15 protein-coding genes are annotated in these 16,594 nt (G+C 60.1%); 6 read left to right on the plus strand and 9 right to left on the minus strand.

The features are described 5' to 3' along the window. Positions 1–64: 64 nt before the first annotated feature. The 5 genes from C5J22_RS00200 to C5J22_RS00220 form a co-directional block, all read right to left on the minus strand. On the minus strand, positions 65–526 hold the full coding sequence (locus tag C5J22_RS00200; protein ID WP_105436641.1) for a DUF411 domain-containing protein: 462 nt from the start codon (positions 524–526) through the stop codon (positions 65–67). Beyond that, positions 523–3,693: an efflux RND transporter permease subunit gene (locus C5J22_RS00205; RefSeq protein ID WP_105436642.1), complete on the minus strand. Its 3,171-nt coding sequence runs from the start codon at positions 3,691–3,693 to the stop codon at positions 523–525. The genes C5J22_RS00200 and C5J22_RS00205 overlap by 4 nt, the downstream gene beginning before the upstream one ends. Then, entirely contained in the window at positions 3,690–5,105 is a 1,416-nt protein-coding gene (locus C5J22_RS00210) for an efflux RND transporter periplasmic adaptor subunit (RefSeq protein ID WP_105436643.1), read from the minus strand. Before C5J22_RS00210 ends, C5J22_RS00205 begins: the two co-directional genes overlap by 4 nt. Further along, positions 5,102–5,464, minus strand: a complete 363-nt coding sequence (locus tag C5J22_RS00215; RefSeq protein ID WP_245440237.1) for a FixH family protein — start codon at positions 5,462–5,464, stop codon at positions 5,102–5,104. The genes C5J22_RS00210 and C5J22_RS00215 overlap by 4 nt, the downstream gene beginning before the upstream one ends. A 132-nt stretch (positions 5,465–5,596) precedes the next feature. Then, positions 5,597–5,956 (minus strand): hypothetical protein, encoded by a 360-nt coding sequence (locus tag C5J22_RS00220; protein ID WP_245440238.1) that lies wholly within the window; start codon positions 5,954–5,956, stop codon positions 5,597–5,599. Positions 5,957–6,105: 149 nt separating this feature from the next. Between C5J22_RS00220 and C5J22_RS00225 the strand changes: the two genes are divergently transcribed. Further along, positions 6,106–6,306, plus strand: a complete 201-nt coding sequence (locus tag C5J22_RS00225; protein ID WP_105436645.1) for a heavy-metal-associated domain-containing protein — start codon at positions 6,106–6,108, stop codon at positions 6,304–6,306. A gap of 6 nt (positions 6,307–6,312) precedes the next feature. On the opposite strand, the gene C5J22_RS00230 is transcribed toward C5J22_RS00225, so the two are convergent. Next, complete coding sequence (locus C5J22_RS00230) at positions 6,313–6,837, minus strand: hypothetical protein (protein WP_105436646.1); 525 nt, start codon at positions 6,835–6,837, stop codon at positions 6,313–6,315. A 55-nt stretch (positions 6,838–6,892) separates the two neighbouring features. Here C5J22_RS00230 and C5J22_RS00235 point away from each other — a divergent pair, with 55 nt between their 5' ends. The 5 genes from C5J22_RS00235 to C5J22_RS00255 all read left to right on the plus strand — a co-directional run bounded on the left by C5J22_RS00235 (position 6,893) and on the right by C5J22_RS00255 (position 12,211). Further along, the gene (locus C5J22_RS00235; protein WP_105436647.1) at positions 6,893–7,447 is read left to right on the plus strand and encodes a Crp/Fnr family transcriptional regulator; all 555 of its coding nucleotides are present in this window, start codon (positions 6,893–6,895) and stop codon (positions 7,445–7,447) included. Between the two features lie 530 nt (positions 7,448–7,977). Then, positions 7,978–9,447 (plus strand): multicopper oxidase family protein, encoded by a 1,470-nt coding sequence (locus tag C5J22_RS00240; protein WP_105437152.1) that lies wholly within the window; start codon positions 7,978–7,980, stop codon positions 9,445–9,447. A 12-nt stretch (positions 9,448–9,459) separates the two neighbouring features. Then, entirely contained in the window at positions 9,460–11,688 is a 2,229-nt protein-coding gene (locus tag C5J22_RS00245; RefSeq protein WP_105436648.1) for a copper-translocating P-type ATPase, read from the plus strand. Next, on the plus strand, positions 11,685–11,870 hold the full coding sequence (locus C5J22_RS00250) for a DUF2933 domain-containing protein (RefSeq protein ID WP_105436649.1): 186 nt from the start codon (positions 11,685–11,687) through the stop codon (positions 11,868–11,870). The genes C5J22_RS00245 and C5J22_RS00250 overlap by 4 nt, the downstream gene beginning before the upstream one ends. 53 nt (positions 11,871–11,923) lie before the next feature. Then, positions 11,924–12,211: an FCD domain-containing protein gene (locus C5J22_RS00255; protein WP_105436650.1), complete on the plus strand. Its 288-nt coding sequence runs from the start codon at positions 11,924–11,926 to the stop codon at positions 12,209–12,211. 32 nt (positions 12,212–12,243) lie between these two features. Here the strand turns inward: C5J22_RS00255 and C5J22_RS00260 are convergent, their stop codons facing one another. Genes C5J22_RS00260 through C5J22_RS00270 form a run of 3 tightly spaced genes read right to left on the minus strand, consistent with a single transcriptional unit; the run spans position 12,244 to position 16,590 of the window. Then, entirely contained in the window at positions 12,244–14,598 is a 2,355-nt protein-coding gene (locus C5J22_RS00260; RefSeq protein ID WP_105436651.1) for a penicillin acylase family protein, read from the minus strand. A gap of 25 nt (positions 14,599–14,623) precedes the next feature. After that, positions 14,624–15,601 carry an ABC transporter ATP-binding protein gene (locus C5J22_RS00265; protein WP_105436652.1) on the minus strand — a complete coding sequence of 326 codons (978 nt, stop codon included), beginning with the start codon at positions 15,599–15,601 and terminating at the stop codon, positions 14,624–14,626. Then, on the minus strand, positions 15,598–16,590 hold the full coding sequence (locus tag C5J22_RS00270) for an ABC transporter ATP-binding protein (protein ID WP_105436653.1): 993 nt from the start codon (positions 16,588–16,590) through the stop codon (positions 15,598–15,600). Before C5J22_RS00270 ends, C5J22_RS00265 begins: the two co-directional genes overlap by 4 nt. Positions 16,591–16,594: the final 4 nt, after the last annotated feature.

Raw genomic sequence — 16,594 nt, forward strand, 5'->3', positions numbered from 1 at the left:
GATATCGACTCTCCCGGGCTGCCAAGCCGGCATGGAATGGGTGAACAGGCAACCGCAAGCAGGCTCAAAGCTTCGTCGGCCGAACGCTCATGAAGATTGACGCTCCACCTTGCTTGTCGACACTCCACACATCGAATGACGCTACTGCCGGATTATCCCCCATTCCAAGTGAGCCCACGGGCATACCCGGCACCGCCAGGCCAAGGATATCCGGCGCATCGTTGAGCAGTCTCTCAACGGCTTCCAGCGGGACATGCCCCTCGATGAAGTATTTGCCGATGATCGCCGTATGGCAGCCTTCCAGATTTTTCGGCACTCGGTATCTCCGTTTTACCGAGTCAAGATCGGCGACCTGCTGAACGTCGATGGCGATATCGGCCTGCGCTATGGCGTTAGCCCACGCGCCGCAACAGCCGCAGGTCGGGTCTTTATAGACCGCCATTCTCGTTTGCGACGCCCGCGCTGGGGCCGTGCTGGCAACTGCGATGGTCGCGATTGCAGAGCATATGAATTGTCTCCTGTTCATGCGGTAACTCCTTCTATTTGTGGTCCTTGGGGATGTTGAGGCTGTTCAACCCGGGCTTCCGGAAGACGCCAACCCTTGACCAGGGCATAGATTGCGGGAATGACGACGAGCGTTAGGATGGTCGACGAAACCATTCCGCCGATCATTGGGACAGCAATTCGCTGCATGATTTCCGAGCCGGTCCCGGTGCTCCAGAGGATCGGGATCAAACCGGCCATGATGGCGACAACCGTCATCATCTTTGGCCTCACCCGTTCGACCGCGCCGACCATGATTGCGTCTCGGAGGTCTGCTTTCGTCAGAGGCCTCCCCTCAGTCAGGCAGACCTCACGTCTCTCCTTGAGGGCGTGATCGAGGTAGATGAGCATGATCACCCCTGTTTCGGCGGCGACGCCCGCGAGGGCAATGAATCCGACCGCGACTGCAACAGATGCATTGAAACCAAGCCACCACATCAGCCATATGCCGCCAACCAACGCGAATGGCAGGGAGAGCATGACGATGAATGTCTCGGTCAGAGCCCGGAAATTCAAGTAGAGAAGCAGGAAGATAAGCGCCAAGGTCAGCGGAACGACCACGGATAGTCTTGCTTTGGCGCGTTCCAGATATTCGAATTGGCCACTCCAGGCTACCGAATAGCCGGGGGGCATTTCCACGCTTTTATCGACTGCCTCGCGTGCCTCCGCGACGTAGCCGCCGAGGTCCCTTCCGGCGATATCGACGAAGATGTAGACGGCCAGTTGACCGTTCTCCGTGCGGATGCTCGTCGCGCCCCGGCTCAGGCCGATCTGGGCGACCTGCCCGAGGGGGACCGATCCTCCTCCCGGGATGGCGACTTGCACCTCACGCGCAATCGCCTGCGGATCGCTCCTAAAGGCACGGGGGTAGCGCACCGCCACTCCGTATCGTTCGCGACCTTCCACCGTGGACGTCACCACTTCTGAACCGAGCGCCATGCCGACGACGTCCTGCACGTCGTCTACCGTCAGCCCGTACCGTCCAAGCGCGATCCGGTCCGGGACGATATCCAGGTAGTAGCCGCCGATGACCCTTTCCGCGTAGGCACTGGACGTTCCCGGGACCGTCTTCAGGACCGTCTCGATGTCGCGGGCGACCCGCTCCATCTCCTTCAGGTCTGTCCCGAAAACTTTAACTCCCACGGGCGTCCTGATGCCCGTCGAGAGCATGTCGATCCGGGCACGGATCGGCATCGTCCAGGCATTTGAGACTCCAGGAAACTGCAGTGCTGCATCCATTTCCAGCTTCAGGCTGTCAATCGTCACTCCCGGCCGCCATTCCGATTTCGGCTTCAGCGTGATGATTGTCTCGAACATTTCCGTGGGCGCGGGATCGGTTGCGGTCAGCGCCCGCCCGGCTTTGCCGAAAACCGTCTCGACCTCGGGAAAGGACTTGATGATCCTGTCCTGGGTTTGCATCAGTTCCGCTGCCTTGGTGACAGACAGGCCGGGCAATGTCGTCGGCATGTACATCAGCGTGCCCTCGTTCAAGGTGGGCATAAACTCGGTTCCAACCTGTCGGGCGGGCCAAACTGTTGCTGCAAGTGCCGCAATAGCCAAGAGGATGGTCAGAACCTTCGCTCGCAGTACCCCCTTTATGACCGGGCGGTAGGCCCAGATCAGGAAGCGATTGAGCGGGTTACGATGTTCAGGGATGATCCTCCCCCGAACGAATATGACCATGAGAGCTGGTACAAGCGTCACCGAAAGCAGCGCGGCCGCCGCCATTGCGAAAGTCTTTGTGAAGGCAAGTGGCCCGAACAAGCGTCCTTCCTGAGATTCGAGGGTGAAGATCGGCAGAAACGACACCGTGATGATCAGCAAGCTAAAGAACAGGGCCGGGCCAACCTCGCTTGCCGCCTCGATAATGACCTGCGATCTCTTCTTGTCAGGTGGCGCGCGTTCGAGATGCTTTTGTGCATTCTCGATCATGACGATGGCTGCATCGATCATCGCGCCGATGGCGATGGCGATCCCGCCCAGGCTCATGATGTTGGCTCCGATGTCGAGTGCCCGCATCGCCACGAAAGCCATCAGGATTCCGACCGGCAGCATGATGATCGCAACAAGCGCGCTCCTGACGTGAAGCAGGAAAGCGACCGTTACCAGGGCAACGACGATGGACTCCTCGACAAGCGTTCCTTTCAAGGTTTCGATAGCCGCCTCGATCAGCTGTGATCGGTCGTAGACCGGTATGATCTGTGTACCCTCAGGGAGGCTTTTTCTCACGTTCGCCAGGCTTTCTTTGACGCCCTCGATGACCGTCAAAGCATTCGACCCGAAACGCTGGAGGACGATCCCACTCGCGACTTCGCCTTCGCCGTTCAGTTCGGTGATGCCCCTTCGCTCGTCCGGAACCGCCTCGACCCTCGCAATGTCTCTGAGCCGAAGTGGAGCGCCTCCCTCCGATATCAGGACGATGTTCTCGATATCAGCGATGCCCTTCAAATAACCCTTGCCTCGGACCATGAACTCGAACTCGGACAGTTCGACGGTACGTCCACCAACATCTCGGTTGCTGGCGCGAACCGCGTCCGTAATCTGTTTGAGCGTGATGTTCTGAGCCCGAAGCCGGATGGGATCGACAACCACCGAATATTGCTTCACGAACCCGCCGACGCTGGCAACCTCGGAAACGCCATCGGCCCTCGCGACACCAAAACGAACGACCCAATCCTGAAGCGACCGCAGTTCCGCAAGCGAAAGCTCCTTTGCTACCAGCGCATACTGATAGACCCAGCCAACACCGGTTGCGTCAGGACCAAGGCTCGGTGCGACTCCGTCCGGCAGACGACTGGCGGCGGTATTCAGGTATTCCAGGACACGGCTTCGAGCCCAGTAAGGATCAGTACCATCTTCGAAGATGACGTAGACGAACGATACGCCGAAGAACGAGAAACCGCGCACCACCTTTGAGCGCGGGACGGTCAACATCGACGTGGTAAGAGGATAGGTAACCTGATCCTCAACGACCTGCGGAGCTTGTCCAGGGTAATCGGTGTAAACGATGACCTGAACATCCGACAGATCGGGTATCGCGTCCAGCGGAAGGGTTCGGATCGAATAGATACCCGCTGCCACTGCCAAGGCGGCACCAACGAAGATCAACACCAGGTTCCTGGAGGACCATGCAATCACTCCGGCGATCATGGCTTGATCTCCTGTGGAGTAACCGCGTTAAGGGCTGACGTGAGGTTGCTCTCCGCATCGAGCAGAAAATTCCCGGAGCTGACGACCGTATCCCCGGGCGCTATCCCTTCCTTGACTTCTGTTAATTCGGCACCCCGAGCACCAAGTTTCACGTCCCGCGCTTCGAAACGCCCCTCGCCTTTGTCGAGGAAGACGATCTGGCGGCTGCCGGTATCAATAATGGAAGAGCTGGGTACCGCGACGACCGGAGCCGCCCCGCCGACGTCGATCTCCACCTCCGCGAACATGTCGGCAAGCAGACTACCGTCGGAGTTGGGCACTTCTATTCGAATCTTCGCCGTTCTGGTCTGTGCTTGAAGGCCGGGATAAACCAGACCGACTTTCCCTTGAACCTCCCGCCCGGGAAAATTTGGAAAGCTGACTCTAGCAGGCTGACCGGCCTTGATTGCCGAAAGATCATACTCAGGCACGTCGGCAATGACCCAGATTGACGAGTTATCAACGATCCTGAACAGCGCGTCTCCGGCTTCGGCCATCATGCCTGGGAGCGCAGGACGTTCGAGAACAACCCCATCAATGGGCGAGACATATTGTAGCGACCTTGGAACAGACCGCTCCCTCGCGATGCCCTTGATCGTCTCGTCCGGCACACCGAGGTTGCGGAGCTGAAGCCCAACCCCATTACCGAGATCGCCTTCGGTCCCGTTCCTGATGGATACGGCAAACTCGGCTGCTGCGCGCGCGATTTCGCCTGAGTAAAAGGAAAATAGCCGGTCGCCTTTTTTGATCTGGTCGCCGGTCGTTACATTGGCAACTTCATCGATGAACGCATCAGTCCGCATGGAGACGACCTGGATGCGCCTTTCATCGAACTGAACAACGCCTGGGACCCTGATCTTCCGCTCAATCGCTTGCCGTTCAACCTTGGCGGTCCTGACGCCGGATCGTTGGAGCTTCCCGAGCGGCACGCGCAATTCACCCGGTTCCGGTTGCTCGCCTGCGTAGACCGGAAGGTAATCCATTCCCATCGAATCCTTCTTGGGGACCGGCGATGTGTCGGGCAGCCCCATCGGGTTTCGGTAGTACAAGACCTTCCGTTCACCCACCGCCTCAGCTTTTTCTGGTTCGGGTCGAACGGGATCGAAGGTGATGTCCTCGCTTGCCCGGACTTCCAGAAACGGTCGGCCGTCCGACGTCTGCTTTGGACCAGGAGAGTATTCCGGCACACCATCCGGATGCCGATAGTAGATCACTTTGCCGGTTGGCGCTTTGTGTTGTGGCAAGGACGCTGTGGGTATCGGAAAGAACTGAGCCAGATAATCCCGTCCCACTCCGCGATCCCCGGCCGCATAGCTTCCTGCCCCAACGGCAGCAATCACCGTTGTGACGAGAATGAACGTGCCTCGCTTCATGGCTGTGCCTGCACGACGAGTTCGCCCTGAACAGTCTCGGGCTCGCCTTGAACCTTCATCGCGAGCTTGAACCGCCAGCCGCCTTCCATGGAAAGGTTTGCCTTGAAGCGGTAGATGCCGGGCTCTTCTAAAGACAGTGGCTCTACGCGGGTGGTCATGGCCTCCATACCCTCTGGAGCCATATCCAGTCGCGTTGCGAAGATGACGGCGTTGGAAACTGGCTTGTCTGTGCGTTTGTCGGTTAACCGCACGGCGATGACGGCATCAGGTCCCTGGCCAACAGCGGCCTCGACAAGCTGAAGTTCGTAGTCTGCCGCGCCGGCGTACGCGGCCACGGGAAAGCTGAGAGCGAGCGCCATGGCGACTCGAAACGTCGTTTGATGGGAATGAACCATTGATGTCTCACCAGAGCGTACGCTGAGCGCCGCTCCTCAATACGGAAAACAAGCAGCTCCGTTCAGGAGCGCCGGTTCAAAGAGATTGGGGTGAGATCAGGCCTTCGGGGGACGCGCAGGCGGTTCGGGTGTCGCCGAACGATGCTGGTTTTCTCTCGGAGGCGGGAAAGAAAGGCTGCTGAGGCGCAAGGAGACAGACCAACTCGCGGTTGCGCCGAAATTACCCAGCAGATTGGTCGAGCAGATCAATGCAAGCGGGCACGGCTTTCCGCAATCCGCCTTCTGTACTGGTTGCTCTTCGGGGCAGCACGGCATGTCGCCGTCCATAACCATCTCAACTTGCGATACAGAAGCCGTCATTGCCGCCGTGGCCGTGCCGATGCCGGCCGGGGCGACGAGTAGTCCCAGGACAGAAAACAGCAGAAGGAAGCGCCGGAACGCGTTGATTGCGACCATGCGTAGATGTTCGCACAGAGCGAGCAAACTGTGAAGAGGACTATTTCTTCCGCTGCCGCGACGGAGTATCGCAGATTTTTCTTAGTGCCTCTTGACCCTCCCATCGCTGGAAGCCCCACATAAGGAAAGTGAACCTAAGTGGAGCCCCTATGATTAAGTTTGAAATCCCCGATATGACCTGTGGTCACTGTGTGAGCACGGTAGAAAAAGCCATCAAGGCAGCTGCTCCCAGCGCCTCAGCAGAGATCGACCTCGGCAGCAAAACCGTTTCGGTCGAAACAGCGCTCGCGCCGGAGGTGATCAGCGCTTCGATTGCCGATGCGGGATATACACCCTCGCTGTCAAAGTGACGTCGATCAACGAGCTGTGTACCCGCGCAGCTCGTTGTACTTTTCGACCTGATGACGATCCAGCAGCTTTTTCATTTCCAGATGCGCAGACAGGTGAATGAACCTGAGGGTCGCCCTGCTCCGTTCGATCTGCCCAAGTTTCTGGTGTAACCCGCTCTCGTTTATCAAACCTGATTGAAAGCCAGATTCCAGGTCCCGCTCCGCTGCGATCAGCCGCTCCCCCTCTTGAATTGCGGTCCGCTGCATTTTTTCGAACAGCACCTGCGCGAGTTCCAGTTGCGACGGTGTCAGAGCAAGCTCCTGCCTCATTGCCAGAACATGACTGGGCCCCGGCATTCCGTTCAACTCGGCCGCCTTAGCGAAACCCCAACCACCACCTCGTTTCAGCTCCGCGATATCTTCGGCAGAAAGGCTTTTGATCTCCCGTATTTCCTCGCCCGCATATGCGGATGCATGGCCATGGTGAGCCTGCTGTGCGTAAGCGGTCAGTGGCAGGATGATAAGGTGAATTGCCAGAATATGAAATCTCATCGGAACCTCAAGTGGTTGACGATAAAAACCTTGCCATGAAGGATGCTCTGGCGACATGATCGCTATCATGTCACAGCCTTTACTCGAACAGCTGCTTGCGAAGTCGTCGGCACACAAGCAAGTCCCGAAAGACGGACACGTGTTCCATCGTGGGGACGTCGTCCAACTTCTCTTCGTGATTTTGGAAGGCTCGATAAATCTGGTTCGGTTCCAGGACGATGGTAACGTCGCCGTCCTCCAACGAGCCAATGCTGGCAGCATTCTTGCGGAAGCCTCCGTCTTTGCGGACCAGCATCATTGCGACGCGGTGGCGCTGACTCCTGCCAAGGTGGCCGGTGTTCCAGTGAGCAGCATCCGCAACCTCATAGAAAATGACCCAAACTTTGCGAGAGCCTGGATTATTCATCTGTCTTCAGAACTGCAGAACAGTCGAAAGCGGTCAGAGATCACGGCGCTGAAGACGGTCACCGCTAGGCTAAGCGCTTGGACAGCATGGAACGACCGAGAACCTTCGAAGGGTGACTGGAAGAATGTCGCGGCCGAGATCGGCGTTTCGGCAGAAGCCCTTTACCGCGAACTCGCCAAGCGACGGTTCCGGTCGCCTCTGTAGGTGCACAAATTGAATAGGTCGTTGGCAGCCTTGTGGGGTTGACGGAGATCAAGGTCGGCAGACCTGCATGCGGTATCTCTCCTCATGAAGAGGCAGACCGATGATGTACTTGCGCAAGCAGAGAAGCGTGATCTGGATGGTGGCAGCGGTTCTTTTTGCCGTCGTTTTCCTATTCAGCACACCTGCCTCCCATGCCGCCACCCACTCGTGCCCAACCAGCCACAGCGCTTCCGCGTCAAACGATGATGGCGATCATCCTTCTACCTATAAAATGGCTCTGGATCGTCAGGCGTGTTGCACATCCGTCTGCGCAACCTGCCTTTCAATAGTCCCAGCACCGGCGAAAGCTCCCGCGGGTGCAAAAACTACTCCAATCCGCTTTGGCGGATTGCATGATCACCTGTTCGGCCAGGTGCCATTGCCTGGGTTAGAGCCTCCTCGACCTGCAGCCTGATGACAGGCTCGCCGCCCGGCGAACCACTTCCATCATCAGCAAGGTCGGCATGCCGACCAGGATCGAGAGACCTATCATGTACCGTAGAGAATTCCTTAGGGCGCTTGCCGTCGGCACGGCAGCAGTCTCGCCACTACTGAACATTGCCACTGCAAGGGCAACCCAATCCCCTTCCGATCTCCTGATCAGCAGGCGAACGCTTGACGTGAAAGGCAGAGCAGCCACAGTGTTCGGCCTGACCGATAGAGCCGGAAGACCCGGGCTCGTGTTGGACGCGGAAAAGCAGTTCGACGTCCGCCTGATCAATGAAACAGCCGAAGATACCCTGATCCACTGGCACGGCTTAACCCCTCCGTGGCAGATGGATGGTGTACCCGGGAATCCGGCTGCTTTGCTGAAGGCCAAGGAGGACAGGAGATACGACTTTCCGATTGGTCGAGGCGGCACGCACTGGATGCACGCCCATACTTTGCAAGAGCAGAGCCTCCTGGCGGCACCACTGATCGTTCGAACGAGCGAGGATCGCTCCCGCGACGAGCAGGAGGTCACTATCCTCCTCCACGACTTCTCTTTCAAATCGCCCGAAGAACTGCTGGCGGGTCTCCGGGCAAGCGGCTCCGGGCATGGCAACATGCCGATGACCGGCCAAAGCATGCCGCCGATGATGCCGAGCATGCATGCCCAGCATCAGATGCAGATGGGCGGCAATTCCGGTATGGCGATGCCGATGATGGGCATGCCGAACATGGACCTGAACGATATCGAGTACGACGCCTATCTCGCCAACGACCGTACGCTCGACGATCCTGAGGTTGTCACGGTTGAAAAAGGTGGCAGGATCCGTCTGCGGATCATCAACGGGGCCACTGCGACTGCCTTTACGATTGATACCAGGACGTTAGCTGCCAGCCTCGTGGCCGTTGACGGCATCGACGTAGTTCCCATCACAGGCAGACGCTTTCCTATCACGATGGGACAGCGGCTCGACATCCGCCTGGAACTTCCCTCCGATGCAACGATGTTTCCGATCTTGGCTCTTCGAGAAGGAGCTAGAGAGCGGACTGGGGTTATCCTGGCGGTTGCCGGTGCTTCGATAACAAAAGTCAGCCCCGTCGGATCGGAAAACGGGCCTATCCTCGACCTTTCATTGGAACAACAGCTGAGAAGCCTCTCTCCGCCGCCAGCACGTCCGGCCGACCGGCGGTACAAGCTGACACTGACCGGTGACATGGCTACGTACACATGGAGGATAGACGCGGCCGAGGCATTGAACGTCTCGCGCGGGCAGCGCGTACGGATAACCATGCGCAACATGTCGATGATGGCCCACCCGATGCATCTGCATGGACATCATTTCCAGGTGGTTGCCATTAATGGGAGAGAATTCTCTGGTGCTGTTCGAGACACCGCCCTGCTGCCGCCCATGGCGGAAGTAACCGTCGAGTTCGATGCCGCAAACCCGGGCCGTTGGCCGCTGCACTGCCACCACCTTTACCATATGGCTGCGGGGATGATGGACTTCATCACCTACGACAACGCGATCTAACGGGAGGATGACATGACCAACGAACACCCCGGGCACGCTCATCATCAGCATGATTATGACCATGGCGATCACGATCATCCGACGAACGTCGTCAAGCTAAAGGGAGCTTCACCTGTCCTGGACGGGGCAGGTGTTGTCTACACCTGCCCGATGCATCCCCAGGTCCGACAGATGGGGCCGGGCAACTGCCCGATATGCGGGATGACTCTGGAGCCCGAAACGCCCGCAGTGGCGGAGGGTCCAAGCGCCGAACTGATCGATATGACCCGGCGCTTCTGGATCAGCCTCGTCCTCTCCCTGCCCGTTCTGGCACTGGAGATGGGCGGGCACCTGACGAACCTCCATATGCTGCTCGGACCGCAAACGTCGAACTGGCTTCAGATGTTACTCGCCACTCCTGTGGTGTTGTGGGCCGGGTGGCCGTTCTTCGAACGCGGCTGGCGATCCATTGTTACCCGCCGCCTGAACATGTTCACACTTATCGCAATGGGCACTGGCGTTGCCTGGATTTACAGCGTGATCGCGACGATCATCCCAGGCATCTTTCCGGAGACCTTCCGATCCGGAGAAGGCGCAGTGGCAGTCTATTTCGAAGCAGCCGCTGTAATCACTGTTCTCGTTTTGCTGGGCCAGGTACTGGAACTCCGGGCGAGAGAGCAGACTGGTGGCGCTATACGAGCCCTCCTCGATCTAGCGCCCAAAACAGCCCGACGCGTAAAGGCTGACGGTACCGACGAGGACATAGGTCTGGACGTCGTGGCCGTCGGCGACCGCTTGCGGGTGCGTCCTGGGGAAAAGGTCCCGGTGGACGGTACTCTCCTCGAAGGACGCAGCTCTGTCGATGAATCCATGATCACCGGGGAATCGATGCCCGTGACCAAGGATATCGGCTCGAAACTGATCGGCGGCACGATGAACCAGACCGGCGGTTTCATTATGGAAGCGAGTAAGGTCGGCAAGGATACGATGCTGTCGCGGATCGTGAAGATGGTTGCCGAAGCCCAGCGCTCCCGCGCACCCATTCAGCGGCTCGCCGATGAAGTATCAGGATGGTTCGTGCCCGTCGTCATCGCCGTGGCCATCGTTTCGTTCTTCATCTGGTTAGCCATCGGCCCGGAACCGCGTTTCGCACACGGACTAGTCGCCGCCGTCGCTGTCCTCATTATCGCCTGTCCCTGTGCTCTTGGACTGGCCACGCCCATGTCGATCATGGTCGGCGTAGGACGCGGCGCGAGACTCGGTGTCTTGATCAAGAACGCTGAGGCATTGGAGCGCTTCGAGAAGGTCGACACCCTGGTGGTCGACAAGACCGGCACCCTCACCGAGGGGCGACCCAAGCTCACTGCCATTGTTCCGACTGAAGACCTTTCGGAGACTGAACTGTTGCAGGCGGCCGCAACGCTGGAACGTTCCAGCGAACATCCGCTTGCCTTGGCCATCGTCAATGCTGCAGTTGAACGCAACCTCCAACTCGGCGACGCCCAGGATTTCGACAGCCCGGTCGGCAAGGGCGTGACCGGTATCGTAAACGGCAAGAAGCTGATCCTGGGGAGCCATCGGATCATGGAAGAAAGCCGTGTCGACGTCTCCGCAATGACGGCCAAGGCCGAGGAGCTACGGAATGAAGGAGCCACGGTGATCTTCATGGCGTCCGATGGTCAGGTTGCTGGGCTGTTCGCCATCGCCGACCCTGTCAAGGCAACGACGCCAGACGCCGTGAAGGCGCTTGTCTCCGAAGGGATCAGGGTCGTTATGCTCACGGGCGACAACAAGACTACCGCTCATGCGGTGGCCCGGCGGCTCGGAATCTCGGAAGTCGAAGCCGAGGTACTTCCCGAGGACAAAAGCAAGATCGTCTCCAGGCTCCGGAGCGAAGGCAAGATCGTCGCCATGGCTGGTGACGGCGTTAACGATGCCCCTGCCCTTGCCGCTGCCGACGTCGGCATCGCCATGGGCACGGGAACCGACGTTGCCATCGAAAGCGCGGGAGTGACCCTGTTGAAGGGTGATCTGCAGGGCATCGTGAGAGCAAGGCAGCTCAGCCGGGCAACGATGGCCAACATCCGGCAGAACCTGTTCTTCGCGTTCATCTACAACGCGGCAGGCGTGCCGGTGGCGGCGGGTATCTTGTACCCGAGCTTCGGCATCCTTCTTTCCCCCATCATTGCGGCAGCCGCCATGGCTCTGTCCTCTGTGAGCGTGATTGGCAATTCCCTCAGACTAAGGAGCATCAACCTATGACCGCATCTCGCACTTGGCTCCTGATCGGAGCATCGTTAGCCATTGTCCTTATATTCTACATCCTTCGGGAGCACTGGGCGCACGCCCTCGGATTGGGTCCATACCTGCTACTCCTGGCATGTCCACTCCTGCACCTGTTTCACGGTCATGGGGGCCACGATCACGGAGATCGTAAGGGATGAGCTACCGCCGCTCGGCGTCGAGTACCGTCGACATTCAAGCGCCAGCACACTAGGTGGCCGAGCGGTTCGAAAGCCTGATCCTGCACGGGACCGTGCTGGAACTGTATGAAGCCGATCTGAACTTCCATCGGGCTTTCGTGCACCCATCTGGTAACGACGAACTGGGTGGGATTATCGCCGAACTCGAACAGCGCACGTCTTCCGCTCCCGTTTCCCAGTGGAAGACGCGGGCGCGAATTGAGCAATCGGCTCGGGAGCATCATGAGATGGTTGATCTTCTGCAGGCGCGCGACGGGAAGAGGCTGAAAGCGCTCGTTGAAAGACACATCCGACAAAGCTAAGCGTATTCACCAAACCCTCCCTCCCCGCCTGCTCAACCCGGCAGAAGCATGATGCGGTGGATTGTTTCCCGGGCGATGTGGGCTTCGCTGTAGAGGAGCGGCACGTATTCGCCTTTCGACCAAATACTGGCCAGGTTCCCGTAATGAGACGAACGGGGATCGCCGGACTGGCCGGGTGTGTTGATGCAAACGCTGTTGTCCCAGTCACCGACATCCATGACGAGGCGGACCGAGGCGCCGGCGTTGACGCCGAAATCGCCCATCCGATAGCCGGCATGCATGGGCGTCGAACGGCTGCCGCCGACGGGCAGCGGGCCGACATCCCAGCCGGTCGCGTGTTCGGTCTTGATGCGGCTGGTTGCGTGTTCGAAGAGCGCACGGTGCAGGTCGCCCCAGCGCCAAGCTGCCGGCTCAGCACCGAGCCGGTTTTCGCAATCTGCAAAGCCGTCGGAAAGCGTCGATAGCAGCATGGCGTCTCGTTCGACCATATCCCAGAGCGTGCCGGATTCGCTGATAAGCGCCAGCATGCGGTCGACATCGCCCGGCAGCAGCAACTGGCGGACGGTCGGATTGGGTGCGAATTTGGCCAGCAGTGCCGGTCGCAGGTGCTTCATCCACCAGACTTCGAACAGCGCCGCGGCGGCACTCCCCGCTTCGAGGCGATAATCCCAGCCGCTGAAAAGCTTTGTGGCATGTTCCTGCCGGTCATCCAGCGTTTGACGGCTGGCAGCTTGTTGAAGCACGGCGCAGATGGTCGCAGCCGGCCGGGAATACACATCGGTCTGCAAAGCCATCGAGGCTTTCAACGTATGTTTGGGATCGACGCGCAAGATTGACTTGATGCGCTGGGCACGGCTGACCTCCGCCCATTCGTGGCCGATCGATGGAGCGCTTGGGTCGCGGTCGGCCGGCAGGTTCATTTCGTTGGCCGAGGCAACGAAACCTTCGGAGGGATTATACATACGCGGAAGCTCGCAGACAGGCAGGAAACCGTCCCATTCATGGCTGCCGTGGCCCGGCACGGGTAGCAGCCCTTCCCAGTTTCTGCGCACCGGCGTGAAGCCGGCGGTGAACCAGCCGATATTGCCGTCCACATCGGCGCTGACATGGTTGACCGAGGGCGTGCCCCAGGATCCGAGCGTCTGCGAAAATGCCTGGACGGAACCGCTGCGCATATAGGACAGGCTGCCGAGATAGGCGGCCGTACCGGGCGACAGCCAGACGGAGCGCATGGCAATGACCTGACGGATCTTCGGGTTCTCATGGAGGATCGGGCCGTGGCAGGTGAACGAGAGTGTCAGCGTCTGGTCGGGATGATCCCGAACGAGGAAATTCTCCTCGATGCGGGTGATCTTCTCCCAGCCGTTGGCGTAACGATAGTGCTCCGGATCGCCTTCCTTGGTCTGGTAGACATAGACATCTTCCTGGTCGGCGCCGAAGATGGTGAGGCCGAAGGCGGTGCGGTCGTTATGGCCGAGCGAGACACCGGGCGCGGTCGGTTCGCCGGTGCCGATGACGTTGAGGCCGGGAGCCTCGAGATGGACGAGATACCGCAACGACGGCACGGCATGGGCTCGGTGCGGATCGGTTGCAAGGATGGGCCGGCCGGTCTCGGTGCGGGAGCCGTGGACCGCCCAATTGTTGGACCCCTCCTCCGCGATCGCCTGGACGATATCGCCGAGATCGGTGACCTCGGTCCATTTCCAGACATCGTCGAGCGTTGCGGCAAGCCTTGCCTTGTCGAAGGTGACGGCGGCTGTGGCGAGCTTGAACAGACGCGTCGCGACGAGCGGGATATCGGCGAGTGAAATCCCCTCCTCCGGCGTCGGCGAGACCGGGGGATCGAGCTCGAAGCGCAGCAGGTCGGTCTCTGCGTCCGCAAGCGCCATGATGTTGGCACGCAGGATTTCGGAAATGCCGTTACGGGTCAGCGCATGGCTGCGGATCCGCACCACGTCCGCCGGCTGCCAGCGTGACGGCCTGGTGCCGAAGATGGCGAATTCTGGCGGCAGGCGGGCCGGCTCCGCCTCGCAAAGCGCGACATAGGCATTGATGCCAGCGGCGAACGCGGTGCAGATAGCTTCAGTATCCGGCGCGTAGGAGGTCCATTCGGGGGCCATGCCACCGCGATAGAGAAAATGCCGGGCGGCATGGTCCTGCGCCAGGTACCCGGGTCCGAAATCGGCAGCGAGCAGGCCGAGACCGCGCTTGCGCCAGAGGTCGAGTTGCCACAGCCGGTCGCGGGCGGCGTTGAAACCCTGGACGAAGAACAGGTCCTTCTCGCTATCCGCCTTGATATGCGGGATGCCCCAACGGTCGATGCGGATTTCCGCCTGGGCTTCGAGGCCGGCCAGCCTGAGGGTTTCGTTCGTCGGGGCATCCGTCATGTCAGTCTCTTATGCGTCATGGCTCTTAGGCGTGGTGACAAGCGACGCGCGCGCCATCGGCACGCGGCGTCAGTTCCGGCCGCTCTTTCGAGCAGATTTCGGTGGCAAGCGGGCAGCGCGTGTGGAATGCACAGCCGGACGGGATGTTTGAAGGACTTGGCAGTTCGCCGCTGAGGATAAAGCGCTGCTTGGCACGCTGCACTTCCGGGTCGGCTTCCGGCACGGCCGACATCAGCGCCTTGGTATAGGGATGTTTCGGATTGGCGAAGAAAGTGTCGCGGTCGGCCATCTCGACGAAACGGCCGAGATACATGACCACGACCCGATCGCAGATATGCCGGACCACGCCGAGGTCATGACTGACGAAGAGATAGGAAACGCCGGTGCGCTTCTGCAGCGCAACCAGCAGGTTGAGAATCTGGGCGCGAACAGAAACGTCGAGCGCCGAGACCGGCTCGTCGCAGATCAGGAGATCCGGCTCCAGCGCCAATGCTCTTGCGATCACCACGCGCTGCCGCTGGCCGCCGGAAAACTGGTGCGGATACCGGTCCGCGTGTTCGGGCCGCAAGCCCACCTGCTGCAGCAGCGTCGCGACCCGTTCCTTTAGCGCCTTCCCCCTGGCGACGCCGCGCACGATCAGCGGCTCGCCGATCGTGGCGCCGACGGTCGAGCGCGGATCGAGAGACAGCGCCGGATCCTGAAAAATCATCTGCACCTTGCGGCGGATGTCGTTGAGCTCGCGGCGGCTGGCACCGACCACTTCGTCGCCGCTGATCCGCACACTTCCCGAAATGGGAGCCTGCAGGCCGACGATGGTATTGGAAAGCGTCGACTTGCCGCAGCCGGATTCGCCGACCAGCGCCACCGTCTCGCCGCGGGCGATATCGAGGTCGACGCCATTGACGGCCTTGACCATCGGGCCGGACTTGCCGAGCAAACCGCCGCGGCCGCCGAAATGCACTGCGACGTCGCGGATTTCGAGTACGTTCTGTTGCTCGCTCATGCCGCCACCTCGCGGATTTCCGCCATGCGATCGATATGCCAGCAGGCCGAGCGATGGCCTCCGCCGCAATCGAAAAGCGGCGGCTGTTCGGTGCGACACTTGTCGGTCGCGAGAGGACAGCGTTCGGTGAAACGGCAACCGACGCCGAATTCGTTCGGCGTCGGCACCGTCCCCTCGATGGTCGCGAGGTCCGCCTTCGGCGCATCATCGAGCTTGGGAACGCTGGCAAGCAGCAGGGCCGTGTAAGGATGCTTAGGCTGCCGGAAGAGATCGTGCACGGGTGCGATTTCGGCGATCCGGCCGGCATACATGACCGCCACGTCGTCGGCGATGTCGGCAACCACGCCCATGTCGTGGGTGATCAGCACGATCGCGGTGCCGCGGTCGGCGACCAGTTTCTTCATCAGGTCGAGAATCTGCGCCTGGATGGTCACGTCGAGCGCGGTGGTCGGCTCGTCGGCGACCAGCACGCGCGGGCCGCAGATCAGCGCGATCGAGATCATGATGCGCTGGCACATGCCGCCGGAGAGTTCGAACGGGTATTGGTCGAGCCGCCGGGTCGGGTCGGGAATGCCCACATCGACCAGCATCTGCCGCGCCTTTTCATAGGCCTGCGCTTTGGAGACGCCATGGTGGACCCGGTAGGCCTCGGCAATCTGCGAACCGACCGTCGTCAGCGGGTCGAGCGAAGCACTCGGTTCCTGGAAGATGATCGAGATGTCTTTTCCGCGCGCCTTGCGGAACTGCCGTTCCGAGAGGGCGGCGAGATCGGTGTTTTCGAGCATGATCCGGCCGGCGGTGCGCCTGGCGGCCGGCGGCAGCAGTCCGAGCATGGCATAGGAGGTCAGCGACTTGCCGCAACCGGATTCCCCCACCAGCGCCATGACCTTGCCGGGCGCGACGGTGAAGGAGATGTCGTCGACGACGTTGGCGCCACCGATATCGATGGTCAGCCTGTCGACGGAAAGCAGCGGGTTGGCGGCGTCCATCATT

The organism is Neorhizobium sp. T25_13, from assembly GCF_002968675.1.
Lineage (GTDB): Bacteria > Pseudomonadota > Alphaproteobacteria > Rhizobiales > Rhizobiaceae > Neorhizobium > Neorhizobium tomejilense.